General features: G+C 65.4%; 24 protein-coding genes and 1 pseudogene. 13 read left to right on the top strand and 12 right to left on the bottom strand.

What is annotated here, in order from left to right; genetic code table 11:
- Positions 1-117 precede the first annotated feature (117 nt).
- The 5 genes and pseudogenes from ABWO90_RS10200 to ABWO90_RS10180 all read left to right on the top strand — a co-directional run bounded on the left by ABWO90_RS10200 (position 118) and on the right by ABWO90_RS10180 (position 4271).
- Positions 118-687, top strand: a complete 570-nt coding sequence (locus ABWO90_RS10200) for a YqgE/AlgH family protein (protein ID WP_353191100.1) — start codon at positions 118-120, stop codon at positions 685-687.
- Positions 684-1112, top strand: coding sequence for a Holliday junction resolvase RuvX (ruvX, locus tag ABWO90_RS10195; protein ID WP_353191099.1), 429 nt, complete (start codon positions 684-686; stop codon positions 1110-1112). The genes ABWO90_RS10200 and ruvX overlap by 4 nt, the downstream gene beginning before the upstream one ends.
- A gap of 86 nt (positions 1113-1198) precedes the next feature.
- Positions 1199-2152: pseudogene (locus ABWO90_RS10190) on the top strand (aspartate carbamoyltransferase catalytic subunit); the annotation flags it as partial.
- Between the two features lie 7 nt (positions 2153-2159).
- Complete coding sequence (locus tag ABWO90_RS10185; protein WP_353191098.1) at positions 2160-3428, top strand: dihydroorotase; 1269 nt, start codon at positions 2160-2162, stop codon at positions 3426-3428.
- A 6-nt stretch (positions 3429-3434) separates the two neighbouring features.
- Positions 3435-4271 carry a lysophospholipid acyltransferase family protein gene (locus ABWO90_RS10180; RefSeq protein WP_353191097.1) on the top strand — a complete coding sequence of 279 codons (837 nt, stop codon included), beginning with the start codon at positions 3435-3437 and terminating at the stop codon, positions 4269-4271.
- 161 nt (positions 4272-4432) lie between these two features.
- Here ABWO90_RS10180 and ABWO90_RS10175 read toward each other — a convergent pair whose 3' ends face one another.
- The 6 genes from ABWO90_RS10175 to ABWO90_RS10150 form a co-directional block, all read right to left on the bottom strand.
- Positions 4433-5482 carry a symmetrical bis(5'-nucleosyl)-tetraphosphatase gene (locus ABWO90_RS10175; RefSeq protein ID WP_353191096.1) on the bottom strand — a complete coding sequence of 350 codons (1050 nt, stop codon included), beginning with the start codon at positions 5480-5482 and terminating at the stop codon, positions 4433-4435.
- A gap of 127 nt (positions 5483-5609) precedes the next feature.
- A complete protein-coding gene (locus ABWO90_RS10170; protein ID WP_353191095.1) occupies positions 5610-6701 on the bottom strand; it encodes an MraY family glycosyltransferase in 1092 nt (363 codons plus the stop codon).
- On the bottom strand, positions 6695-7837 hold the full coding sequence (locus ABWO90_RS10165) for a glycosyltransferase family 4 protein (protein ID WP_353191094.1): 1143 nt from the start codon (positions 7835-7837) through the stop codon (positions 6695-6697). The genes ABWO90_RS10170 and ABWO90_RS10165 overlap by 7 nt, the downstream gene beginning before the upstream one ends.
- Before the next feature lie 19 nt (positions 7838-7856).
- Positions 7857-8987, bottom strand: coding sequence for a glycosyltransferase (locus tag ABWO90_RS10160; RefSeq protein ID WP_353191093.1), 1131 nt, complete (start codon positions 8985-8987; stop codon positions 7857-7859).
- Positions 8984-10123 (bottom strand): glycosyltransferase family 4 protein, encoded by a 1140-nt coding sequence (locus tag ABWO90_RS10155; RefSeq protein WP_353191092.1) that lies wholly within the window; start codon positions 10121-10123, stop codon positions 8984-8986. The genes ABWO90_RS10160 and ABWO90_RS10155 overlap by 4 nt, the downstream gene beginning before the upstream one ends.
- 13 nt (positions 10124-10136) lie before the next feature.
- Entirely contained in the window at positions 10137-11372 is a 1236-nt protein-coding gene (locus tag ABWO90_RS10150) for an oligosaccharide flippase family protein (RefSeq protein WP_353191091.1), read from the bottom strand.
- Positions 11373-11713: 341 nt separating this feature from the next.
- Between ABWO90_RS10150 and ABWO90_RS10145 the strand changes: the two genes are divergently transcribed.
- From ABWO90_RS10145 to waaA, 4 genes are all read left to right on the top strand, one after another.
- On the top strand, positions 11714-13111 hold the full coding sequence (locus ABWO90_RS10145) for a phosphomannomutase/phosphoglucomutase (protein WP_353191090.1): 1398 nt from the start codon (positions 11714-11716) through the stop codon (positions 13109-13111).
- Between the two features lie 200 nt (positions 13112-13311).
- On the top strand, positions 13312-14280 hold the full coding sequence (gene waaC, locus ABWO90_RS10140; RefSeq protein ID WP_353191159.1) for a lipopolysaccharide heptosyltransferase I: 969 nt from the start codon (positions 13312-13314) through the stop codon (positions 14278-14280).
- Positions 14277-15191: a Kdo hydroxylase KdoO gene (kdoO, locus tag ABWO90_RS10135; protein ID WP_353191089.1), complete on the top strand. Its 915-nt coding sequence runs from the start codon at positions 14277-14279 to the stop codon at positions 15189-15191. The genes waaC and kdoO overlap by 4 nt, the downstream gene beginning before the upstream one ends.
- Before the next feature lie 3 nt (positions 15192-15194).
- A complete protein-coding gene (waaA, locus tag ABWO90_RS10130; RefSeq protein ID WP_353191158.1) occupies positions 15195-16502 on the top strand; it encodes a lipid IV(A) 3-deoxy-D-manno-octulosonic acid transferase in 1308 nt (435 codons plus the stop codon).
- 128 nt (positions 16503-16630) lie between these two features.
- Here the strand turns inward: waaA and ABWO90_RS10125 are convergent, their stop codons facing one another.
- From ABWO90_RS10125 to ABWO90_RS10110, 4 genes are all read right to left on the bottom strand, one after another.
- Positions 16631-18172 (bottom strand): TolC family outer membrane protein, encoded by a 1542-nt coding sequence (locus ABWO90_RS10125; protein ID WP_353191088.1) that lies wholly within the window; start codon positions 18170-18172, stop codon positions 16631-16633.
- An 11-nt stretch (positions 18173-18183) separates the two neighbouring features.
- Positions 18184-18507 carry a rhodanese-like domain-containing protein gene (locus ABWO90_RS10120; RefSeq protein ID WP_353191087.1) on the bottom strand — a complete coding sequence of 108 codons (324 nt, stop codon included), beginning with the start codon at positions 18505-18507 and terminating at the stop codon, positions 18184-18186.
- A gap of 160 nt (positions 18508-18667) precedes the next feature.
- The gene (locus tag ABWO90_RS10115; protein ID WP_353191086.1) at positions 18668-19336 is read right to left on the bottom strand and encodes a protein-L-isoaspartate O-methyltransferase family protein; all 669 of its coding nucleotides are present in this window, start codon (positions 19334-19336) and stop codon (positions 18668-18670) included.
- Positions 19337-19454: 118 nt separating this feature from the next.
- On the bottom strand, positions 19455-20198 hold the full coding sequence (locus ABWO90_RS10110; RefSeq protein ID WP_353191085.1) for a TetR/AcrR family transcriptional regulator: 744 nt from the start codon (positions 20196-20198) through the stop codon (positions 19455-19457).
- Positions 20199-20296: 98 nt separating this feature from the next.
- On the opposite strand from ABWO90_RS10110, the gene ABWO90_RS10105 reads away from it, so the two are divergent.
- The 4 genes from ABWO90_RS10105 to ABWO90_RS10090 all read left to right on the top strand — a co-directional run bounded on the left by ABWO90_RS10105 (position 20297) and on the right by ABWO90_RS10090 (position 23219).
- A complete protein-coding gene (locus ABWO90_RS10105) occupies positions 20297-21079 on the top strand; it encodes an SDR family NAD(P)-dependent oxidoreductase (RefSeq protein WP_353191084.1) in 783 nt (260 codons plus the stop codon).
- A gap of 166 nt (positions 21080-21245) precedes the next feature.
- Positions 21246-21512, top strand: a complete 267-nt coding sequence (locus ABWO90_RS10100) for a YkgJ family cysteine cluster protein (RefSeq protein ID WP_353191083.1) — start codon at positions 21246-21248, stop codon at positions 21510-21512.
- A gap of 117 nt (positions 21513-21629) precedes the next feature.
- Positions 21630-22268 (top strand): DUF1439 domain-containing protein, encoded by a 639-nt coding sequence (locus tag ABWO90_RS10095; protein WP_353191082.1) that lies wholly within the window; start codon positions 21630-21632, stop codon positions 22266-22268.
- A 108-nt stretch (positions 22269-22376) separates the two neighbouring features.
- A complete protein-coding gene (locus tag ABWO90_RS10090) occupies positions 22377-23219 on the top strand; it encodes an undecaprenyl-diphosphate phosphatase (RefSeq protein ID WP_353191081.1) in 843 nt (280 codons plus the stop codon).
- Positions 23220-23292: 73 nt separating this feature from the next.
- Here ABWO90_RS10090 and trmB read toward each other — a convergent pair whose 3' ends face one another.
- Together trmB and ABWO90_RS10080 are read right to left on the bottom strand one after the other, a co-directional pair.
- Complete coding sequence (gene trmB / locus ABWO90_RS10085; RefSeq protein WP_353191080.1) at positions 23293-24087, bottom strand: tRNA (guanosine(46)-N7)-methyltransferase TrmB; 795 nt, start codon at positions 24085-24087, stop codon at positions 23293-23295.
- 206 nt (positions 24088-24293) lie between these two features.
- Complete coding sequence (locus ABWO90_RS10080; protein WP_353191079.1) at positions 24294-24770, bottom strand: winged helix-turn-helix transcriptional regulator; 477 nt, start codon at positions 24768-24770, stop codon at positions 24294-24296.
- Between the last annotated feature and the right edge of the window lie 81 nt (positions 24771-24851).

Genomic DNA, 24851 nt, shown 5'->3' with positions numbered 1-24851 from the left:
ATGCGCCTCAAGGCGGCCGACGCCGTACCACGATGCGGAAAAAGTTCGTCTGTTGGCCGGTGCGCTGCGCGCCACCGGGGACAGACCGTCAAACAGGATCCGATAAACTCTGGCCCTATGCCGACCGACCGTATCAATCTCACGAATCAATTTCTCATCGCCATGCCGGGCATGGCCGATCCCACCTTTTCCGGCACCGTCGTCTACCTGTGCGAGCATAGCGAAAAGGGCGCGATCGGACTGGTCATCAATCGGCCGACCGACATCGATCTGCAGTCGCTCTTCGAGCGCCTCGACCTGAAGCTCGAAATCGATCCGCTTGCGCATCAGCCGGTATTCTTCGGTGGTCCGGTGCAGACCGAGCGCGGCTTCGTGCTGCATGAGGCGACCGGCACGTCGTACAGCTCGTCGCTGTCGGTGCCGGGCGGACTGGAGATGACGACGTCGAAGGATGTGCTCGAGGCTGTCGCCAACGGACAGGGGCCGAACCGTTTCCTGCTCACGCTGGGGCACTCGGGCTGGAGCGCCGGGCAACTGGAAGACGAGATCAGCCGTAACGGCTGGCTGACCGTGGCCGCCGATCCGGGCATCGTCTTCGACGTGCCGCCGGCCGAACGCTTCGACGCCGCGCTGGCGCTGCTTGGCGTCACGTCGTCGATGCTCTCTGCCGACGCGGGTCACGCATGACGGCTGGCAGCGCCACGGTGCTCGCCTTCGATTACGGCGAGCGCCGGATCGGCGTGGCGATCGGCAATCTCATGCTGCGTGAGGCACGCGCGCTGACCGTCGTGGCCAATCTCAATCGTGAAGTCCGTTTTGCCGAGACCGGCAAGCTCATTGCCGAATGGCAGCCTGAACTGATCGTCGTCGGTCTTCCGTGTCATCCCGACGGCACCCCGCACGAGATGACGCAGCAGGCCAAGCGCTTCGGTAATCAGGTCAACGGACGCTTCAACCTGCCCGTGGTCTGGGTCGACGAGCGTTATTCTTCGGTGGCTGCCGCAGCCGCGCTGGCAGAAGCCGGCATCAAGGTATCCCAGAAGACGTCGCTCGACGCCGAAGCCGCCCGCATCATCCTCCAGCAATATTTCGACGAGCATGTGCCTGCCTGATCTCCTGTCCTGTCTCGCGCAGCACGGCCACGCAATGCGCCATGGCGCGCCGGAGCGCCGGCATGGCTAACGGCATTCTCGGTCGGCGCGGCCATCCCCAACTCAACCGGAACGGCGAGCTGAAGCATTTGCTGACGGTGGAGGGACTGCCGCGCGCCGTCCTCATGCACATTCTCGACACCGCCACGCAATTCGTGAGCGTGAACGATGCCGACGTCAAGAAAGTGCCGCTGCTGCGTGGCAAATCGGTCTTCAATCTGTTCTTCGAGAACTCGACGCGCACGCGCACTACGTTCGAAATTGCGGCAGCGCGCCTGTCGGCCGATGTGTTGAATCTGAATATCAACGCGTCCTCGACGAGCAAGGGCGAAACGCTGCTCGACACCATCGGCAATCTCTCGGCGATGCATGCGGACCTGTTCGTCGTGCGTCACGCGCAATCGGGTGCGCCGTATCTGATCGCCGAGCATTGCGCGCCACATGTCCACGTGATCAACGCGGGCGACGGACGGCATGCGCACCCCACGCAGGGGTTGCTCGACATGTACACGATTCGCCACCACAAGGGCGATTTCCAGAATCTGACGGTCGCGATCGTCGGCGACATCCTGCACTCGCGGGTGGCACGTTCGGACATTCACGCGCTGACCACGCTCGGCGTGCCGGAAGTGCGCGCCATCGGCCCGCGCACGCTGCTACCCGCGGGCCTCGAACAACTCGGCGTGCGTGTGTTCCACGACATGGACGAAGGGCTGCGCGATGTCGACGTCATCATCATGCTGCGCTTGCAGAACGAGCGGATGAGCGGGGCATTGCTGCCTTCGGCGTCCGAGTATTTCCAGTATTACGGGCTGACGCCGGCGCGTCTCGCGCTGGCGCGGCCGGATGCCATCGTCATGCATCCCGGCCCGATGAACCGGGGCGTGGAGATCGATTCGGCGGTAGCGGACGGCCCGCAGTCGGTCATTCTCGAACAAGTGTCGTTCGGCATTGCCGTGCGCATGGCGGTGATGAGTATCGTCGCCGCAACGCAAGGATGAGCGCGCCATGAAGCTGCTTCTGACGGGCGGCCGGGTCATCGACCCGGCAACGCGAACCGATCAACGACAGGACGTCTTCATCGCCGACGGCAAGATCGTCGCGCTCGGCGCCACGCCGGCCGATTTCACGGTCGAGCGCACTATCGACGTCAAGGGACAGGTGGTGATCCCGGGTCTCGTGGATCTGGCTGCACGCCGTGTCACGGCGGCGAGCGAAGCGGCGGCGGCGTTGGCGGGTGGGGTCACGCGCGTCGTCTGTCCGCCGGATACCGACCCGATCCTCGACGAGGCCGACCTGGTGGAAATGCTGCAACTGCGTGCGCGGGCGACGCATCACGCGCAGGTGCATCCGCTGGGCGCGCTCACCGTCGGGCTGGCCGGCCGCGAGCTCACGGAGATGGCGCAGCTCACGCAAGCCGGATGCATCGGGCTGTCGCAGGCAAACGCACCGATCGCGGACAACCGCACGCTGCTACGCGCCTTGCAGTATGCGGGCACGTTCGGCCTGAGTGTGTGGCTGCGTGCGCAAGACGCCGCATTGGCGGCGGGCGGTGTGGCGGCGAGCGGCGCCGTGGCTTCCCGGCTGGGGCTCGCGGGTATCCCGGTCGCTGCGGAAACCATCGCGCTGCACACCATTCTCGAACTCGTGCGCGTCACGGGCACTCGCGTCCATCTGTGCCGGGTCTCGTCTGCCGCCGGCATTGCGCTCGTTCGTGCGGCCAAAGCCGAGGGATTGCCGGTGACGTGCGACATTGCCGCGCATCATCTCCACCTGACGGACATGGACATCGGGTATTTTGATGCCCAGTACCGGCTCGATCCGCCGCTGCGCTCGCAACGCGACCGTGAAGTGCTGCGCGACGCGGCACGCGACGGGACCGTCGATGCCGTCTGTTCGGATCACACGCCGCTGGCGGCCGACGCGCGTCTCGTACCGTTCGCCGAAGCGCTGCCGGGCGCGAGCGGGCTGGAATTGCTGCTGTCGCTGGTGTTGAAGTGGGCCGACGAGTCGCGTGTGCCGCTGGTCGACGCGTTGGCGCGTGTGACCCATGCACCGGGACAGCGACTGGCGTCGGTGGCCCCCGGGGCGGGGCGTCTCGCGCCGGGACAACCGGCGGATGTTTGCGTGTTTTCGCCGTCGGAGTACTGGACCGTGTCCGCGCAGGTGCTGCGCAGTGCCGGTCACAATAGCCCGTTTCTGGGATACGAATTACCGGGGCGTGTCCGTCTCACGTTGGTCGGTGGCCACGTGGCGCACGAAACCCTCGCCGTCTAGGATGCGATGACCGTGCTGTTGATCAAGAAACTTCGTCTGGGGCTGCATCTTTCGCGCGGCATGCTGGTGGCGCTGCTGATCTTCCCGTTCCTGTCGGAAGCGGCGAAGCATCGCCGTATTCGCGCCTGGTCGCAAAAGCTGCTGCGCCTGTGCGGCATGCGCCTCGAAGTCGAGCAGCGCGCGCCATTGCCCGACAGCGGCGTGATGCTGCTGTGCAATCACGTGTCGTGGATCGACATTTTCGCGATCAACGCCTGGCAGCCGGTACGTTTCGTTGCCAAGGCGGAGATCCGGCATTGGCCGCTGGTCGGCTGGTTGTGCGTGCAGACGCGCACGATCTTCCTGCAGCGCGAGCGCCGTGCCGACGCACGCCGCATCATGCACTACCTCTCGGATTGCCTGCGTGACGGCGACATCATCACTGTGTTTCCGGAAGGCACCACGACGGACGGACGCAGCCTGCTGCCGTTTCATGCCAACCTGCTCCAGGCGCCCGTCACCACGGTGAAACCGGTGCAGCCGTTGTGCCTGTTCTACACCGACGCTGCAAGTGGACGTCACACGATGGCACCCGCTTACATTGGCGAGATGAGCCTGATCGAATCCATCGACATGATCCTGCGCGCGCCGCCCATGACGGTGCGGTTGTCGATCGGGGAGCCCCGGTTCCCGCAGGAAGGGCAACACCGACGCGAGTTCGCGTTGGGTGCGCAGCAGGCCGTGGGTGAAGCGTTGCAAGGGTTCTTGCCCGAGGCGGTGCTGCCGGAGAACGGTTCGGTCGGTTCGCGCGACTCGGTGTTGGGCGACGAGGAAGGCGACGCTGCGCAGGCGGTGCAGGCCTGAGTCGTGGGGCTGGCGGAACGTCGGCTCACACAAGCATGAAAAAAACGGCGTCCTTCGAGACGCCGTTTTGCTTGGGACTTCCCTGTCGCAGATGCCGCGTGGACAACTGAGGCAATGCCATCGTTGGAGACATCGTCCGTGCGATGAAGACCCGCCGGAGGTCACTCGCCCTTTCGCTTCGGCACTTTGTCGGCCTTCTCGCCTTTATCTCCTTTATCGCCTTTATCGCCTTTATCGCCCTTCTCAGCCTTCTCAGCCTTGGCAGGCTTTTCCGACTTCTCGACTTTGCGTGACGGCTTGCCCAACTTCTCGGCCTTCGCGGCCTTGAGCGCGTCCTCAGCCTTGTCGGCCTTCTTGATCTTGTTGCGTTTCTTGCCGTCCGCGGTGGCGAACGGATCGCGAATCTGCGGGCAATCGATCTGAATCAACTCGCGTCCCGAAGGCGAATCGGCGAGTTTCACCGCCGTCAGCTTGCCACCCCAGACACAGCCGGTGTCGAGACCGAGCACGTTGTCGCGCATCACGAGCCCCAGCGCCGACCAGTGACCGAAAACCAGGGTCACGTCAGCCGTGCGGCGGCCCGGGGCGTCGAACCACGGCTTGAGTTCGTCGGTTGCGGCGTCGGCCCCTTCCTTGATCTTGAAATCGATGCGTCCGTCGGCCGTGCAGAAACGCATGCGCGTCAGCGCGTTGATCGTCAGCCGCCGGCGGTCTTCGTCGCTTAACCCTTCATGCCATTGATCCGGCTGATTGCCGAACATGCGCGAGAGGAACCCTTTCCAGTCGGGGCCGCGCAATTGAGACTCGACGTCGCGTGCAAGGGCGACTACCTGTTCCGCATCCCATTGCGGCAGCACGCCGGCGTGCACCATCAGATAACCGTGCGCGAAATGGGCAAGTGGCTGGCGGCGCACCCAGTCGATGAGGGCGTCGCGGTCGGGGGCGTTGAGAATGTCGTCGAGGGTGTCGCTGCCGTGCGCCTGTCGCACGCCGACCGCCACGGCCAGCAGATGGAGGTCGTGATTGCCGAGCACCACCGTGACGCGATCGCCCAACGCGATGACCTGACGCAGCGTATCGAGCGAACGCGGGCCACGGTTGATGAGATCGCCCGCGAGCCATAGATCCGCGTCTTGCGGCAAGCGCGCGAGCAGTTGTTCAAACGACGTTTGGCAACCCTGAAGGTCGCCGATGGCATAGATGTCACGCATTGCGTTGGTGGCGCTGTCTTGTCTTGTTGTCCCGATCGGGGGGGCGTCCGTGTGCCTCGGTCGCGCGTCGCCGGTGCCTCGACATCAAACCGACGTCAAACCGAAGATGTGCGTCCCCCGTGGTCGTTCATTTTTTGTAGATCAGCCAGCGAGGTGCCTTGAAGCGAACGATGCGCAGGTACAGCCAGACATACGTCACCATGAAGGCGACGCAGCACAGTGCGAGTACCAGGCTGTGTCGCCAGAAGACCGTGGCCGGGATCACTGCCAACAAGCATAGCAGCCAAAGGTACGGTGACGTCAAGGAGTTACGTTGCGTCAGCGCACTGGCCGTGCGCGCGCCGGCGGCCCATCGCATGAGGCGTTTGTAGACGAGCATGTGCAGGTGCACGCCGTCGGGGATGCCGGGCGAAATGCCGCGCACGAAGCGTTTGCGGTAGATCGAGAAACAGACCTCGAAGGCCGGATAGATCACCATCAGTGCGGGATACCACGGCGAGACCTGCGGGTTGCGCATGACGAGCAGCACGGCGATTTCCGCGAGCATGAAGCCGAGGAAGTAGGCGCCGCCGTCGCCGAGGAAGATCAGGCCGCCGGGAAAGTTGAAGATGAAGAACCCGAGAATGGCGCCGACCATGATCATCGACGTGGTGAGCACGATCGGGTCCTGCACCTGGAACCCGACATAGCCGAGCGACGCGAACATGATCATGGCGACCATGGCGGCGAGCCCGTTGAAGCCGTCGATGATGTTCACGGCATTGGCCATGCCGGCCACGCACAGCACGGTGAGCGGCACCGATACGGCGGCGAGCATCAGCGCGCGGTCGACCACGGCGATGTCGACGCGGGTGATGTGGATGTCGAGCACGAACCAGGCCAGCAGGGCGGCGAACATCGTGCAGACGAGCCGGATCGTCGGCGTGACCTTCTTGGTCAGATCCTCGATGAAGCCGGACAGGAACGCGGGCAGGCCGCATGCCACCAGCAGGAGAATGTCGCGCGAGACCTTGGGGTACGAAACGGCCAGTGCCGTGGCGGCGACGAGCAGTCCCGCCAGAATGCCGACGCCACCGATGCGCGGCACCGGACGAACGTGGAATTTCTGTACGCCGGCGACATCGCTATCGCCGGAAAAGCGGGAGTGAACGTGCGCGTAACGCACGATCAACAGCGTCGCGATAAACGACACGACGAGGGCGATGGCAAGACTCAGCATGGTGCGGGGAGAGATCCGAGGATCCGAAAGTACTCGGCAATGACGACGTGCTCGTCGAATTCGCGCGCTACTTTAGCACGCCCGGCGTCGCCCATTCGCCGGAGCATGGCGGCTGGCGTGCGGGCGATGTCGCGCAGGCAGGTCGTCAGCGCAGCCGCGTCGCGCGCAGGTACGAGCCTGCCGGTCACGCCGTCGTCGATCACGTCGCGGCATCCGGGCACATCGCTTGCGACGAGCGGCCGGCCCATGGCGCTGGCTTCGAGCAACGTTCGGGAGAGCCCTTCGCGGTACGACGGCAACACGACGCAATGTGCATTGGCGATGATCGGTCGGACATCGGTGGTCGTGCCGAGGTAGTCGATCACGCCTTCGCGTTGCCAGTCATCGACCTCACGGCGCGTAATGGCTGTCGGGTTTTCGACATCGGTCGCACCGAGCAACTGGAAGGTGACGTGAGGCATCTCGGCGCGCAGGGTGCGCGCTGCTGCCACGTACTCCAGCACGCCTTTGTCGCGTAACAGACGTGCAATCAGCAGGAATCTCATGGGGGAAGGGGCGTCCTCGGGCGATTCCCCGGACGCCGGCCAGGGGGCCTTGGCGAAATGCGTCAGGTCGACGCCCTCGCCGGGCAGCAGCCGGGTCTTGCCGATGGCGACGAGCCCGCCTTCGACGAAGGCACGATGATCTTCAACGTTCAGGAACCAGTTTTCGAGCGTGTGACGGAACGCCACCCGGTAGAGCTGGCGGGCCAGGCGTGTGGTCAGCGATTCGCGGATAAAGACATAACCGAGGCCGGTGGTCATCGATACCGCCGGGATTCCCGCGAAGCGGGCGGCGATCGATCCGTAAATGTTGGGCTTGATCGTGTAGTGAAAGATCACGGCTGGACGCACTTGCCGATAAAGCCGGTAAAGTCGCCACATCAGGCCGAGATCCTGCAGTGGATTCTGGCCCTTGGCCGCCATTGGGACGAGATGGACAATGCAACCCATCGCGGCAAGCTTTTCGGCGAATGCATCGTCGGGCGCCGCGACGTGAACGGGATGCCCGGCCGCCAGCAGTGCTGCGATGGGGCCTCGCCGGAAGTTGTAGATCGACCAGAAGGTATTGGAGCAGAGCAGGACCGGGGATGTCATTGACGTTGCCGCGACGAAATCAGGAATCCGTGCGCTGTGCGTTGCGCAAACGGGCATACCACTCGAGCCACCGTGTCACGATGGCGTCGAGCGAATAACGGGTGACGATGCGTTCTCGATTCGCAGCGGCAATGGCCTGACGCTCCTCCGGCGAGATTCGCAATTGACGGATCAGGGCGGCGCCGAGTGCCTTGGCGTCGCCGACCGGCACCAGGGCGTTGCCCGCCACATCGCCGAGCAATTCCCTCACCCCGCCACAGTCGGTCGAGACGACCGGCAAACCACTCGCCATCGCTTCGCCGATGACGAGCGGCAGCCCTTCCCACGCCGACGACATGGCATACGCATCGGCCGCACACATCCATTGGGCGACGTCGTCGCGTCGGCCGAGCAGGGTTGCGGCATGGGCAAGTCCGAGGGTATCGATGCGTGCCTGCACCAGCGCGCGCGTCGGTCCGTCGCCGGCAACGAACAGTCGTGCCTCCGGGATCGCCTCTAGCACGTGCGCGAATGCATCGATCAGCGTCGGATAGTCCTTCGCTTCGGCCATTCGTCCGGCGGCGAAGACGATGGGCGTGGTGTCCGACGGTGTCCCCGGCATGGCTGCACGGGATTGCGCACGCGTTGGGGCGTCAGGACGATAGCGCGCCGTGTCGATGCCGTTGGGCATGCTCACGATGCGTGCCGCCGGGGCCGCGCGTTGTGCGACGAACGCCGCGACCGCATCGTCGCTGACATTGGTCGTGAGGTCGGTGCAACGGTCGGTGAGTCGATAGGCGAGCATCAGCGCACGGCCACCCTCGTTGCGGCTGTGCGCGCTCGTCACCAGCACCGGCATCGGCGCGAAACAGCGCGCGACACGCGCGATCAGATTGGCGTGCACCATGTGGGCGTGCACGACGTCCGGACGCCAGGTGCGCAGATGCGACGCCAGACGCCGAACGGCACAGGCCAGCGACCACGGTGTCTTGCTAGCCTTGAGTTCGACGAGCGTGAGATGCGGCGACATTGGCAGCGAAATGGTGCAGTCACCGGTCACGGAGATCAGCATGACGTCGTGGCCGCGTGCGAGAAATCCACGGGCGAGATCGGCGACTTGCGTTTCGGCGCCGCCCAACTGGAGGCCGGTGGTGAGCAGAGCGATCCTCATTGCGCGACTCCCGATGACGCATCGCCATCCGTCCACAACGCTTCCCACCGCATTGCAATCGCGTCGGGGCGGAAGTCCTGTGCGTGGGCATAACCGGCAAGGCCCAGCCGTCGACGCAGGGCGGCGTCGGCCATCAGACGCGACAACGCACTGGCCAATGCGCCGATATCGCCGTCGTCGACCACGAGACTGTCCACGCCGTCATGCAAGAGTGCGCGCGGTCCTGCGTCGGCGGCGTAAGCCACGACGGGCAACGCAAACGCCTTCGCTTCGAGCAGCACGAGTCCGAAGCTCTCGCGTCGCGACGGCAGGCAATAGATGGACGCCCGCGCGTAATGCTGCGCGATGTCGGCCACTGCGGGCAGCACCTCGACGCTGTCGCCAACGCCGGCTTCGCGCGCCTGTGCGAGCAGCGCGTCGCGCAATGACCCATCGCCGACGATGCGGACATACCAGCCCGGCGCGTCACGGGCGATGCGCGCCCAGGCGTCGATCAGCCGGTCGAAGCCCTTCTCGGGCACCAGACGACCGACGGCCAGGATGCAGCGTGCGTCATCGACCTCGGGCGGCGGCGCTTCCGCCATCGCAATGCCGAGCGGATTCGGCAGCGTGACGAACGTGGCGCGAGCATGCGGGTGATGCGTTTGCCACGCGTGACGGTCTGCGTCGGTGAGTACCACGACGGCGTCGTAGCGGCGTGCCGCGAGGGCACGTGCCCAGCGCCGCGCTCGACGGCCGAGATCGCTGGCGAAGGTGCTGTGCTCCCACGCAATGCGCCGCAGCGGGAGACCGAACGTCGCGGGCACGGTATAGAGCGCGAGCATCGGGTCGACGTCGATCATGACCTCGATGCCGTGCTTGCGCATGTAGCGCCGCACTTGCCGCACGATGGCGAGATAGTGATGCTTGAACGCCACGCGCTCGGCGAACAGCGCGTGATGCGCGACACCGGGCGCGAGCGGAAAGACGGGCGTTTGTCCCCACAGCGCGAGCACATGCACGTTGTGCCCGCGGGCCGCCAGGGCATTGGCGAGTGTCGCGGTGGCACGTTCGGCACCGGCGAAGGCAGCCAGGGTGCCGGTGAACAGGCACACCGTGCGCTTGCGGGAGGGGGGGGGCGAGTGCAAGGCGGTCATGGCATCGCTCCCGTCAGTCGCGTCGAAGCAGCCAGACGCCGAGCACCAGCGCGGCCGCGTAACCCGCGCCGTATCCCAGCGCTCCGGCAAGCGCGCCGAACTGCGGTGCGAGGCTGCGCACGACAACGAAGGCGACGACCGCCGCGCAGGCCCACTTCGTGATGACCCAGCGCCCGGCGCCGCGACGAATCAGCGTGAGGTTCAGGGCGGCGTCGGCAAACACGAGTATCCCCATGAGTGCCGACACCCGCAGAATCTCGGCCGACTGTGCGAAACCGGCCCCGTAGATCAGATGCACGATCCACGGCGCGAGCAGCGCGATGGGCACCGCCAGGCACGTGCCTGCCGCCACCATCAACCAGACGGCGCGTACCGTATTGCGTTGCGCAGTGGCATTGTCCGCCGTCTGGAAAATCAGTTGCGGTGCCAGCGAATTCGCGATGATCGGCGCCACCAGCACGAAGTTCTCCGTGACTTGCATCGCCGCGGCGTAGGCGCCGAGTTCGGAGAGCGGGATGATCGGCTTGAGCACCAGTTGATCGATCCGCTTGAACAGGATCATGAGCATCAGCCCGCCCCAGAAGCTCGTGCCGCTCGCAAGCAGGTCGAGCAGCAGCTTGCGCCGCCAGACGACCGGGGTCTTCGGCGAATGGGCGAAGTAGTAACGAACGAGCAGCGCGGCCGCCACGATGGCTTCGACGGCATAGACGATGGCGAAGGCGGTCACGTCGGCGTGCGTCGCGAACAGCACCCCGACGAGAGCCAGCTTCACGCCAAGCGCGCACAGGTTGGCCGTCACGCTCGGCCGGTTGAACGTGCGCGCCTGCAACCAGGCGATCACGATGCCCGACGGCTCGCGGAACCACAGCGCCACGCCCAGCCAGAGCGTAACGGCGACGAGCGACGACTCGGCAAAGCCGATGACGTAGACGGCGAGGAGTGTGTAGGCCACGGCGGCGGCGGCCAGACGCAGCACGAAGGCGTGGGCAATGACCGTGCGCTGCTCGGCTTCCGGCTTGCCGACCAGGCGGGGCACCACGACTTCGCTGCCGCACAGCAGCGTGAGCGATGCCGCGAGGAATACCAGCGATTGGGCGTATTGAAACAACCCGAACTGGGCGGCGCCGAGGCTGCGTGCGAGCAACCCGGAGACCGCGATGCCGCCGGCGATCTGCGCGCCGCGCTCGGTCAGCATCCAGAGGATGTTGCGAATGATGGTCCGATAGGGCATGTGGCGCGCGCGGCTCACGCGTTCTCGATATAAGCAAAACCGGCCTTGCAAGGCCGGTGCGGGAAGACGTCATCCCCTTGTCACGGTAGGTGACCGACGATTGTAGGCGGCCACTGACACGGGTTTCGGGACATGCCGCAGTGCGGCGAAGTCCCGTATAATTTTAGCGTAATGCAGCCGTTCCCGGCCGGGCTTCCCGCCGGGATTTCACGTTTGCGGCGCGGCTGGCGGGTTTTCCGCCACTGCGGCACTCGACATTGGGCACGTACCGGGTCGGGCAGGGTGCGAGGACTCCCCCCAGCCAGGCTCAGCCATGGTGCACGTCCGTTTCTTCCCTCGTTTCCGAGAGACCCTTTCCCATGACGCAAACCACGCAAGTTTCGCCTGCGATTTTCAAGGCTTACGACATTCGCGGCATCGTCGGCAAGACCCTCGATGCCAACGTCGCGCACCTGATCGGGCGCGCCTTCGGCACGGCGCTGCGTCGCGAAGGCGGCAATGCCGTCGTGGTCGGCCGTGACGGCCGCCTGTCCGGCCCCGAACTGGTCGGTGCGCTGTCCGAAGGCCTGCGTGCCGCAGGTGTCGACGTGGTCGACATCGGCGTCGTTGTCACGCCGATGGTGTACTTCGCGACGAACGTCACGCTGCACGGGCGTGTCGTCGACTCCGGCATCATGGTCACGGGCAGCCACAACCCGCCCGACTACAACGGCTTCAAGATGGTGTTGCGCGGCCGGGCCATCTACGGTGACGCCATCCAGGGCCTGGCCAAGCTGATCGAACAGCAGGACTTCGAGACCGGCCAGGGCACGTACACGGCCGACGAGATCGGCGAGTCGTATCGTGCGCGCATCGTCAACGACGTGCATCTGTCGCGTCCGATGAAGATTGCCGTCGACTGCGGCAACGGTGTGGCGGGCGCCTACGCCCCGGGGCTGTTCCAGGCGCTCGGCTGCGACGTCATCGAACTGTTCTGCGACGTGGACGGCACGTTCCCGAACCATCACCCGGACCCGGCGCACCCGGAAAACCTGCAAGACCTGATCAAGACGCTGCAAACGACCGACGCCGAGATCGGCCTCGCGTTCGACGGCGACGGCGATCGTCTGGGCGTGGTCACCAAGGACGGCCAGATCATCTATCCGGACCGTCAGCTCATGCTCTTCGCCGCCGAGGTGCTGAGCCGCAATCCGGGCGAGAAGATCATTTACGACGTGAAGTGCACGCGTAATCTGGCCGACTGGGTGCGCAAGCATGGCGGCGAGCCCGTCATGTGGAAGACGGGGCATTCGCTGGTCAAGGCCAAGCTCAAGGAAACGGGCGCGCCGCTTGCCGGCGAAATGAGCGGCCACGTGTTCTTCAAGGACCGCTGGTATGGGTTCGACGACGGCCTGTACACGGGCGCGCGTCTGCTCGAAATCCTGTCGAAGTCGGCCGACCCGAGCGCCGTGCTCAACGCGCTGCCGAACTCGATCTCCACGCCGGAGTTGCAGATTCCGCTGGCCGAAGGCGAGAACTTCGCGCTGATCGACAAGCTGCGCGAGACCGCGAAGTTCGACGGCGCGCAGGAGGTCATCAAGATCGACGGCGTGCGCGTGGAGTATCCCGACGGCTTCGGTCTGGCCCGTTCGTCGAACACCACGCCGGTGGTCGTGCTGCGTTTCGAAGCCGACAGCGATGTGGCGATCAAGCGCATTCAGGAAGACTTCCGTCGTGCCATTCTGGCCGTCAAGCCGGACGCGAAGCTGCCGTTCTGACGGATCGCGCCGTGATGGACGGGGTAGCCTTCGGGAGACCGTAAGGCGCCCGTCCCGTGCACGGTGGGAACAAACGTGTCCGGCACGCCGGGTCGGGGTAAAATCGCGGTTTTGCTCACGAGGCCCGGCCGAACCGCCGGGGCGTTCGGTTGCAGGTTCTGATCGTCAAAGTCTCGTCGCTCGGCGACGTTGTCCATAACATGCCCGTGGTGCAGGACATCCTGCGCCAGTATCCCGACGCCCAGATCGACTGGGTCGTGGAAGAGGGCTTCGTCGACCTCGTCAAACTCGTGCGCGGTGTGCGCCGGGTCATCCCCTTCGCATTGCGCCGTTGGCGCAAGAAGCCGCTCGCGGCAGACACCTGGCAGGAAATCGGTGCCTTCCGACGCGCGTTGCGCGAGACCCCCTACGACTATGTGATCGACACCCAGGGACTGGTGAAGACCGGCTGGATCGCACGTACCGCGCGAGGCGCCGTGTGGGGGTTGGGCAATCGCACCGAAGGCGCCAGTTACGAATGGCCGGTGCGGTATCTCTACCGTCACATGGTGCGCATCGAGCCGCATACGCATGTGGTTACGCGTTCGCGGGTGCTGGTTGCCGAAGCGATGGGCTTCAAGGTGCCCGGCGAGATCGACTTCGGCATCGCCACCGAGCGGGCGGATCACAGCCAGTGTCCGGATCGTCCGTATGCCGTGTTCGTGCATGCCACGTCGCGCGACGATAAGACGTGGCCCGAGGCCGACTGGATCGCGCTGGGGCACGACCTCGCCGCACAAGGCTTCCTGATCGTGCTGCCGTGGGGCAGTGCGGCGGAACGTGAGGTGTCGGAACGGCTGGCGGCTGCACTGGGCGAGCATGCCTGGGTGCCGCCGAAGATGAACCTGTCGCAGGTGGTCGGCCTGATCGATCGCGGCGCGATCACGGTGGGCGTGGACACCGGTCTGGTACATATTGCCGCAGCGCTGAACCGTCCGACCGTCGAGTTATACAATTTCAGCACCGCGTGGCGTACCGGGGGATTCTGGTCGCCGCGCATCGTCAATCTCGGCGACGCCGAACACAAACCCACGCTTGCCCAGGTACGCGACGCCGTGCGCCAACTCGCGCCGTCCGCAGCACCTGTGCCGGGGGCGGCGGCCGCGCCTAGCGAGGACCGAAGCGCATGAGCCAAATCAACGAAAACCATGCTGGCAAAGCCAGCGGCCAGATCGTCACGGTCGAATCGGGCGACTGGCAGGGCGGACAACTGTCCGTGCCGCGCGAGGCGCTCGTCGCCGACGTCGAAGCCGGCAAGGTGCTGTACTTCCCGCATCTGGCCTTTGCCATCGACGCCGCCGAGCAGCGCCTGCTCGACCCGTCGATCGCCGATCCGAAGCGCAAGAACATCAGCCTCGATCCGAAGACCGACGTGCTCGTCGGCGTGGCGTCCGACGACGCCACGCAACGCGCCGTGCACGCCCTGGTCAAGCGCTACTACACGCAGGCGTGCAGCCTGATCGACGGCCTGTTGCCGGAGTATCGCGGCAAGCTGCGCGCTGCGCCCACGAGTCTGCGCCTGCATCAGGTGGAGACGCGCCAGACGTCGTGGCGCAAGGACGACAGCCGCCTGCACGTCGATGCGTTCCCGTCGCGTCCGAACTACGGCGAGCGCATTCTGCGCGTGTTCACCAACGTCAATCCCTCGGGACAGCCGCGGGTGTGGCGCGTGGGCGAGCCGTTCGAAGATGTCGCCAAGCGGTTCCTGCCGAAGGTGCCCACGCAGTGGCCGGGCTCGGCGTGGCTGCAGAACGCCGTGGGCATTACCAAGCGTCCGCGCAGCGGGTACGACCACATCATGCTGCACCTGCACGACGGCATGAAGGCCGACATGGGCTATCAGCACGACGCCGATCAGCAGACCATGCCGTTCCCGCCGGGCAGTGTCTGGGTCTGCTTCTCGGATCAGACGTCGCACGCGGTGATGTCGGGGCAGTTCATGATGGAACAGACCTTCTTCCTGCCGGCCGACGCAATGGTGCACCCCGAGTGCTCGCCGCTCGCCGTGTTGCAACGCCTCACGCATCGCGCGCTGATCTGAATGTTGCTGCGCCTCGTCTATCGCGCCCTCTGGTGGATCGTTGCACCGCTGGCGGTCGTGCGCCTGTGGTGGCGCGGCCGTTTCGAGCCGGGCTATCGTCGTCACATCGGTGAGCGCTTCGGGTTCTACGACACGCCGCCCTACACCGGACGTCCGCTGATCTGGGTGCACGCGGTCTCCGTCGGAGAGACGCGCGCCGCGCAGCCGCTTATCGAAGCGCTGCTCGAGCGCTATCCGTCGCATGGCATTCTGCTCACGCACATGACGCCCACCGGGCGCGCCACGGGCGAAAGCCTGTTCGGCGACCGTGTCATGCGCTGCTATCTGCCCTACGACATGGTTGGCCCGATCCGTCGTTTTCTGAAGCAATGGCGCCCCAGCGTCGGCGTGGTGATGGAAACGGAAGTCTGGCCGAACCTGATCTTCACGTGCCGTGAGAGCGGGGTGCCGCTGGTGCTCACCAACGCACGCATGTCGGCACGTTCGTTCCGTCGTGCGGCTCGATTCGGCGATGCTGCCAAACCTGTCTTCGGTGGGTTCAGCCGTGTGTTCGCGCAAAGCGACGCCGACGCCGAGCGTCTGCGTATGCTGGGCGCGAGCGACGTCGACGTGATGGGCAACCTGAAGTTCGACATGACGCCGCCGCCGGCACTCCTCGCACTGGGTGCGCGCTGGCGCGAGCGATTCGGCGAGCGCAAGGTCTGGCTCGCAGCGAGCACGCGCGATGGCGAGGAAGCGCTGGTGCTGCAGGCGCGTGCCATGCTTGCGGCGGCTTCCGATGTGGGGCGTCGCTCGTTGCTGGTGCTTGTGCCGCGCCATCCGCAGCGCTTCGACGAAGTGGCCGCGATGCTCGAAAAAGTGCGTCTGAACTATGTGCGCCGCAGCGCCTGGCCGGACGACGACACGCCGCTGCCCGCCGATGTCGATGTGGTTCTCGGCGACTCGATGGGCGAGATGGCGGCGTATTTCTCGGCGGCCGACGTGGCGTTCATCGGCGGGAGTCTGCTGCCGTTGGGCGGACAGAACCTGATCGAAGCCTGTGCGGCCGGCACGCCGGTCGTCTTCGGTCCGCACATGTTCAACTTCACGCAGGCCAGCGAAAACGCGCTGACAGCCGGCGCCGCGCGGCGCGTGAGCGACGCGGGCGAGCTTGCCACGGCGCTGGCCGATCTGCTGCTCAACGACGACCGTCGCCTTGCCATGCGCACTGCCGCAATGCTGTTCGCAAAGCAGCATCAGGGCGCCACCGCACGCACCGTCACGGCGCTGGGTCGGTGGCTCGATACCGGACTCGCCAGCCCGCGCGACTGAAGGGTCACCGGACCACCGGAATGCCGCGGATCGAGCCGCGCCGGAATACAAAAATGCCTCGCATGCCGAAACGGCCATGCGAGGCATTTTGTTTTGACGGGTCGCGTGCTGCGAGACCCGGGCGACGATTATCGCCGCACCGGCGCTGTCGTTCCCGGTCGCACACCGCGCTCGGGCAGTCCGGCCCCGGCGTTGGCAGGCGTCGCTTCGCGCGCACCGGCCATTGCTGCCGAAGCGCCCGGATTGTCGGTCAGCAACGCGTTGAGCAGTTGCAGATCGGTGTCGACGAGCGTGGCCGCACTGGCCTTCAACTGCAGGCTCGAGAGGAGCGTGCTGTAGCGTGCCTTGGAGAGATCGCGCCGCGTGGTGAACAGCTTGTCTTCGGCGTTGAGCACATCCGCGTTGATGCGAATGCCCACCTGGTAGCCGAGCTTGTTCGACGCGACCGACGACTGCGCCGATTGCTCGGCCGCCTCGAGTGCCTTGACCTGTGCCAGACCGCTCGACACGCCGAGATACGACTGACGCGCGTTCAGTATCGCCAGCCGGCGTGCGTCGTCCAGATCGCTCTGTGCCTTGTCTTCGAGCGCGAGCGTCTGACGCAGCTTGCTCTGCACCGAGCCGCCCGAGAAGATCGGAATGCTGATCTGAATGCCGATCTGTCCGGCCGAACTCGGGCCAGTGCCCTGACTCGACGGACTCGACATGGCCGACGTCAGCAGGCTGTTTGCATTGCCGGTATTCGAGTGCGCACCGGCAGCCACGAGATCGATGGACGGCATGTAGCCCGACTTCGCCTTCGACGTTTCGCGCCGGGCAGTCTCCAACGTCAACGCCTGCAACTGCACACCGTAGTTCGCCTGCTCGGCCTGCGCGACCCAGTCGGCCACGTTGTTCGGTTCGGGCGACGGCAGCGTCGATCCGGCGCGCAGCGTGGCCAGCGAGCCGACCGGATGGCCGACGATCCGCGCGAAGGCTGCGCGTCGCACGTCGAGCGTGTTCTGGGCGGCGATTTCCTGCGCCGTCGCCAGATCGAAGCTGGCTTGCGCTTCGTTCGTGTCGACGATGGTCGCGTTACCGACTTCGAAATTCCGTTTGGCAGATGCCAGCTGTTCCGCGATGGCTTGCTTGTGTGTGCCGGCCAACGCGAGGTCGTCCTGTGCGGCGAGCACGTCGAAGTAGGCCGTCGCCACGCGCAAGATCAGGTCCTGCTGCGCCTGCGCGAACGACGCTTCGGCGCTCGCGACCGTGAGCTTGCCCTGCTGATACGACTGCCAGCTGTCCCAATGGAAGATGGGTTGCGTGAGCGCAAGGCTGTAGCCGGTGCTGCCGAACGTGTTCGAGATGTTGCTCGAGCCGTAGTGCGTGTTGACCGAACCCCAGCGCGCGGTGACCTGCGGCAGCAGTGCGGCGCGTGCCTGCGGCAGCGCTTCGATGTTGGCGAGATAGGCGGAGCGGGCACTGGCGATCAGTGCGTCGCGGCCCTGGGCCTCGCTGTAGAGCTGGATCAGGTCGGTGGCGTTTGCCGGGGAGGCAACGCCTGCCAGGACCGTGAATGCCGCGAATGCCGATGCCGTTGCGATAGCGTTCGCAGCGGCGCGGCCCATCGTGCGGGAGACAGGCGCACGCCTGGCCGCGCGCACCGGCGCGGCGAGCCTCAAGGGGCGCACGGGGCCCTGGCTCAGTAAGTCGGCATCGACGGATCGACCTGGCGAGCCCAGGCATCGATTCCGCCGTCCAGATTGAACAGCTGGGTAAAACCTTGTTGTTCCAGGAACATGGCCGCACGGGCGCTGCGCATGCCGTGATGGCAGATGCACACGATGGGCGCGTCGGTGTCGAGTTCCGTCAGGCGCGCAGGCACGTCGCCGAGCGGCACGTTCTTGCTCTGCGCAATGTGGCAGGTTTGCACTTCCCAATCCTCACGCACGTCGAGGAGCGTGGGTTGGCCGCGTTCCCCATCCGCGAGCCACTGGGCCAATTGCGCCGGTGTAATGTTTTGCATGATGTTCGTGTGTCGTAAGGTCGGCTGACCTTGTTGGCGTCCGGTCCTCGTTCAATTCCGCACGCATTCGTCCCCAAAAAACGGGCGCGGGACCGGTTCGCTCACGGCATTCCGGGCACAGGCCGTCCGTTGCCGGATGGCCCTTGCCCGGTCGCCGGGCTTAGAACTTGAAGCTCGACGGTTGCGGTGCGACCAGATAGGTCACCTGCGTCTCGAACAGATTCTCGCGGCGGTATTCGTTCTCGGACACGCGCGTGATGAGCACGGCTTCCATGACCGGGCTGCCACCGACGAATGCGGCCAGACGGCCACCGACCTTGAGCTGGTCGAGGAAGGCTTGCGGCAGAACGGCGAGGGCGCCGGAGATGGCGATCACGTCGTACGGAGCGGCGGCACTCCAGCCTTGTGCGCCGTCGGCGTTGATCACTTCCACGTTGGTCACGCCGTTGGCGCGCAGCGTCTGCTGGGCACTCTGGGCGAGGTTCGCGTCGAACTCGAGGCTCGTGACATGGTGGGCGTTGTAGGCGAGCAGGGCGGCCATGTAGCCCGAGCCGGTGCCGATTTCCAGCACGTTCTCGTTCTTCTTGGGCGCGAGCGCCTGCAGAATGCGCGCTTCCACGCGCGGGAACATCATGTGCTGGCTCTTGTTGGCGATCGCGGCGCCCGTGAGCGGCAGCTCGACGTCGGTGAATGCGATGTCGCGATGCACCGCCGGCACGAAGTTTTCGCGCTTGACGATGTGGAGCAGATTGAGCACGTCCTGGTCGAGCACGTCCCAGGGACGGATTTGCTGCTCGATCATGTTAAAGCGGGCCTGTTCGTAATTCATTTCGATTACCGTGGGTAGTAGGCGAACACAACCCGGCATTTTACCAGTTCCGGGGCGCAGACATTATGACGCGTGCACTTTTGCCGCACCGCCGTCCAAAGAACGGGACGCGCGGCGCTCAGGCGGCCTTTTCCGGGGGTATCGACGTGCTTGTCGGGCGACGTGTCGAATCTTTCGAATCCTTACGATCCGCCGACCCGGCGGCACCGCTCGCCAGTGCGGGCTGGGCCACGCACTGCAGATACGCGCCGCACATCGTGGCCATCTGATCGGCAATTTGACTCGCGAGCGTCTCGGAGCAGGCTGCCGGCGCGCGATTCTCCAGAATGGCCTTGATCGGCCCGGACATCGAGTTCAGGAAGACGAAGCCGACCGTCTCCGGATCGTCGAAGCGCGCGTTGCGTGCCGTCCGGAGCATGTCGACCACGGCGGCGTGCATGCGCGAGGACGCGTCGGCGAACACTTCGCGCCCGTCGAGATCCTCCGAGAGCCGGTACAGCGCCTGTGCTTCTTCGATATCCGTCATCTTCGCGCCCACGTAGGCCTTCGCCAGCGACTGCGCCATCACCTCCAGCGGCTGGCCATGCGACGCGAGGCACGTGGTTTGCACCGTGCAGACGATCCGGTCGATGTGACGCCCGAGCACCGCATAGAGCAGCACCTGCTTGTTCTGGAAGTACTGATACAGGGTGCCGACGGATACGCCCGCACGTTCGGCCACGCGCGTGGTCGTCAACTGACGTCCGCCGTCGAGCAGCAAAACCTGAAGCGCCGCTTCGAAAATGGCGTCGATCGTGACCCGCGAACGCGCCTGCTGGGGCGTTTTACGGGGCGTTGCGGGCGCTTGGCTGTCAGGTTTCATATGCGAATGGAAAAACTGAAGGATTCTTCATAAACTCGATGCTAACAAATTTGCGTGCAGTCGGGCGCAGCAAAACAAGTCTTTCGACGGGAGCAGTGATGAAACGGGACGCCATCGAGAACGCGGTACGCGAGGACGCCGAACGCCATGTGGGCAACGTGGCCCTGGTGACTGGCGCCACGCGAGGCATTGGACTGGAAGTCGCGAGGGCCCTTGCCGAAGCCGGCATGACGGTACTCGTGGGTGCTAGGGACGAAGCGAAGGGCGACGAAGTGGTCGCGCCGTTGCGCAAGGCGGGATTTCAGGTCGAGACGCTGGTCATCGACCTGCTGCGACCGGAGACGTTGCATGCCGCCGCGTATCGCATCGGTCGCTATCACGGACGGCTCGACGTACTGGTGAACAACGCGGCAGTGACCGATCCGCGCGACGATGTGCCGGAGAAGGCCTCCATCGAAGCCGTCGAGCGGGTCTTCGCGACCAACTTCTTCGGCACGTTGCGCGTGACGCAGGCGATGCTGCCGTGGCTGTCGCGCTCCGAGCGCGCGCGAATCGTGAACGTGTCGAGCGGGCTGGGATCGCTGGCGCACAACAACGATCCGGCGTGGGAGCACGCGGCATTCCGGCAGATCGGGTTCAACGCGTCGAAGGCGGCGCTGAACATGCTCACGGTGCAGCTCTCGCACACGCTGCGCGAGACAGCGATCACGGTGAACTCGGTCGACCCGGGCGCGCCTGCCGATCTGGCGGTGGACGCCCACGGCAAGCGCCCGCGTCAGGGCATGGCCGAAGGGGCGCGCAGCGTGCTGATGCTGGCGCTGGGCGAGCGTGGGCCGGTGACGGGCGGCTTCTTCGACGGCGCGGGTACGCTGCCGTGGTGAGGGGCGAACGGGCACGTGGGCGCGCCGGGGTGCACCATGGGGCGCGCTACGTCATCGTGTTTCATTTCACTCGCGGTAAAATGCACGCCCTGAAGCGGCGCCGCCTCGCCTTGCGCGGATCGCGCCGCGCCATTCGTCGTGACGCTTCCGATCCCCGCAATTTCTCATGAACTGTCGTCCCCGCTGCGCGGCCTGCTGTATCGCGCCTTCCATCTCCACGCCCATTCCCGGCATGCCGAACGGCAAGCCCGCGAACACGCGTTGCGTGCAACTGGATGAGGACGATCGGTGCGCGATCTTCGGCAGCCCGCAACGCCCGGCCGTGTGCGGTTCGTTGCAGCCGTCTGTCGAGATGTGCGGTAACGACGCGGGGCAGGCCATTGCCTGGCTCACACGGCTCGAAACGATGACCGCGCCCGAGGCGGCGCGATAGGTGGATCGGCGACACATCGGCCGCTCGATGGCGATGCAGGTGCGCCACAAACCACGTCACATCCGGGTGCTATAGTCGCGCGTATCGGACGCCCCGCGTCCAGCAGCGGAACGCGATATGCCCGGTAGTCTTCAGCCAGAATCTCCGAATCGTCAGCAGTGCGAGGCACTTGCCTCACCAGGTATCACGAGTGCGCCGCCGGTATCGCGCCGTCGCTGGCTGGCGTTGACCGGCGCGGCGGCGCTCGCTGCCGGGCTCGCCGCCTGTGCGGGACTGCCGTTCGGCAACGAATACACCTTCTCGGAAGCGCAGCTGCAGCGGGCGCTGGATCGCAAGTTCCCGTTCGACCGCCGCGCACTCGCGGTGCTCGACATCAATCTCTCGCATCCGCGTCTCACGCTGCTGCCGGATCGCAACCGTCTCGCGGTCTCGGTCGACGCTACGGTGACGCATCCGCTCGGCGGCGCGCCGTTGACCGGCACGCTGGCCATCGACAGTGCACTCGCCTACGACCCGGCCACGATGGCGGTCGTGTTGCGCGACCCCGAGGTCGAGACCTTCACCATCGACGGCCTGCCCGAGCGCTGGGCACGGCAGTTGAATGCCGCAGGGGCGCTCATCGCGACACAGCTGTTGCAAGGCGCGCCGATCTACACGTTCAAGCCCGAGCAACTCACGATCGGCGGCGTGCCGCGGCAGCCGGGCACGATCACCGTGCTCTCGCACGGCGTCAACGTCAAATTCGATGGGCGCTGACCGTCGCAAACCGAAGCAGCCGACCTCGGTACGCTTGTCGGTTCGACGGACCTGATCGCCCCCCAACGTGACTTATTCGCTATCCACGACTTTTCAGGAACTCATTGCATGGATCTGTTGCTGTTGTTCAAAGCCGTCATTCTCGGTGTGGTCGAAGGGCTGACCGAATTTCTGCCGATCTCCTCGACCGGTCACCTGATTCTGGTCGGCAGTCTGCTCAACTTCAACGACGAGAAGGGCAAGGTCTTCGAGATCGTGATTCAGTTCGGCGCGATCCTGGCCGTGTGCTGGGAATTCCGTGTGAAGATCGCGCAGGTGATCGCCGGTCTCGGTAGCGACGTCAAGGCGCGCCGCTTCGCGGTGAACGTGATCGTGGCGTGCATTCCGGCCGTCGTGCTGGGCCTGCTGTTCGGCAAGCACATCAAGGCGGTGCTGTTCAATCCGATCGTCGTGGCCACGGCGTTCATCATCGGTGGCGTGATCATCCTGCTGGTCGAGCGGCACAACCGGGGCAACGTCGAGGCGGGCAAACTGCCGCGCGTGAATTCCATCGACGACCTGTCGCTCACCGACGCCCTGAAGGTGGGCTTCGCCCAGTGCCTCGCGCTCGTGCCCGGCACGTCGCGCTCGGGCGCCACGATCATCGGCGGCATGATGTTCGGACTGGAACGTCGTGTGGCGACCGAATTCTCGTTCTTCCTCGCGATCCCGATTCTGTTCGGCGCGACCGTCTACGAACTCTACAAGTCGCGCTCGATCCTGGCGGTCGACGACATCGGCCTGTTCGGTGTCGGCTTCGTGGCGGCCTTCATCAGCGCGTTCATTTGCGTGCGCTGGCTGCTGCGTTACATCGCGTCGCACGACTTCACGGCGTTCGCCTGGTATCGCATCGCGTTCGGCTTGCTGGTGCTGTTCACGGCCTACAGCGGACTGGTCGTCTGGGCGGACTGAACACCGCGCTGTCAGCGACACGTAACAAAAAAGGGCACCGTGGGGTGCCCTTTTTCATTTGTCGGCGAAACGCTCAGGCGCGTTTGCGGAACACGAGATCCCACACGCCGTGACCGAGGCGCAGACCACGGTTCTCGAACTTCGTCACGGGACGATAGTCCGGACGCGGCGCGTAATCGGCTGCCGTGTTCTCGAGCGACGCTTCGCCGCCGAGCACTTCGAGCATCTGCTCGGCGTACTCCTGCCAGTCGGTGGCGCAGTGCAGGTAGCCGCCCGGCTTCAGGCGCGACGCCAGCAATGCCACGAACGGCGGTTGCAACAGCCGGCGCTTGTGGTGACGCTTCTTGTGCCACGGATCGGGGAAGAAGACATGCACGCCGTCGAGCGAGCCTTCGGGCAGCATGTGCTGAACGACTTCCACGGCGTCGTGCTGGACGATGCGAACGTTCGAGAGCGGCGTCGTGCCGATGAGCTTCAGCAGCGCGCCCACGCCGGGCTCGTGGACTTCCACGCCGAGGAAGTCGTCGGCCGGACGCAGCTTCGCGATGTGCGCGGTGCCGTCACCCATGCCGAAACCGATTTCCAGAATGCGCGGGGCGTCGGCGCGCTCGAATGCGGCGGGCCAGTCGAGCGTGTCCGGGGTATACGGCAGCACGAACTTCGGGCCGAGCTCGTCGAAGGCGCGCTTCTGCGCTTCCGAACTGCGTCCGGCGCGACGCACGAAACTGCGAATGCGGCGCGGGTGAGCCACGCCGTCCGGGCCGACGAACGTCTCGTCGTCGCCCGAGTCTTGGGAGGTCGACGAATCGATCTCGTCGTCGTGGGCCGGTTGCGCGTCGTCAGCCGGCGGTTGTCCGTGGTTCGTCATGGAAACAAAAAGCCGTCTGGACGACGGCTTGTCGAGGAATGCTGCGGCGGGCGGCGGCCGCTATTGCGGTGTCGGCGCCCAACACGATGATTTTTCAAAGGATTTTCCCTCGCCGTGGCGCCGGGAACGGGCTCGATTATCCACCGGAACCCCGGTCACTGGCAAGTTGGCGCCCCGGTGCGCCCGCAGCGCCCTGTCTGCGCCGCTCAGGCGGGACGGACCACCTGCGTGTCTTCCGGTGCGACGGGGAGCCCGTCCGCTGTCGTAGGGCGCAGCTCGGCCAGCGGTTCGCCCGTGCGCGCATCGATAAGCGTCGAGTGCGCCTCCTGACGCCCGAACTGGTACTTCTCGCCCCATTGCCGCAACGCGACGATCAACGTGAAGAGCTCGCGGCCCTGCGGCGTGAGCACGTATTCCTGATACGACGTGCCGTCCGAGGCGGGCTGGACGGACAGGATGCCGGCGTCGACCAGCGCCCGCAGTCGCGTCGTGAGCATGCTGCGCGCCATGCCGAGACTGCGCAGGAAGTCGCCGAAGCGCCGCACGCCATCAAATGCGTCGCGCACGATCAGCAGGCTCCAGCGGTCGCCGACGATGTCCAAGGTCCGTGCGACAGGACAGGTGTCGCGCGCGGGGGCCGAGGGTGCGGTAGCGGTGGTCTTCGGGGAGGCGGTCCGAGGCATGGCGAAAGAGGATCGTAAATTAAGTTTCATTTTAAGACTGGTTTGGTTAATATCCAACTGGTATTAATTTGAAACCAGATT

This window comes from Pandoraea pnomenusa (genome assembly GCF_040391475.1).
GTDB lineage: Bacteria > Pseudomonadota > Gammaproteobacteria > Burkholderiales > Burkholderiaceae > Pandoraea > Pandoraea pnomenusa_C.
This window is presented reverse-complemented; position numbering and strand designations above follow the sequence as displayed.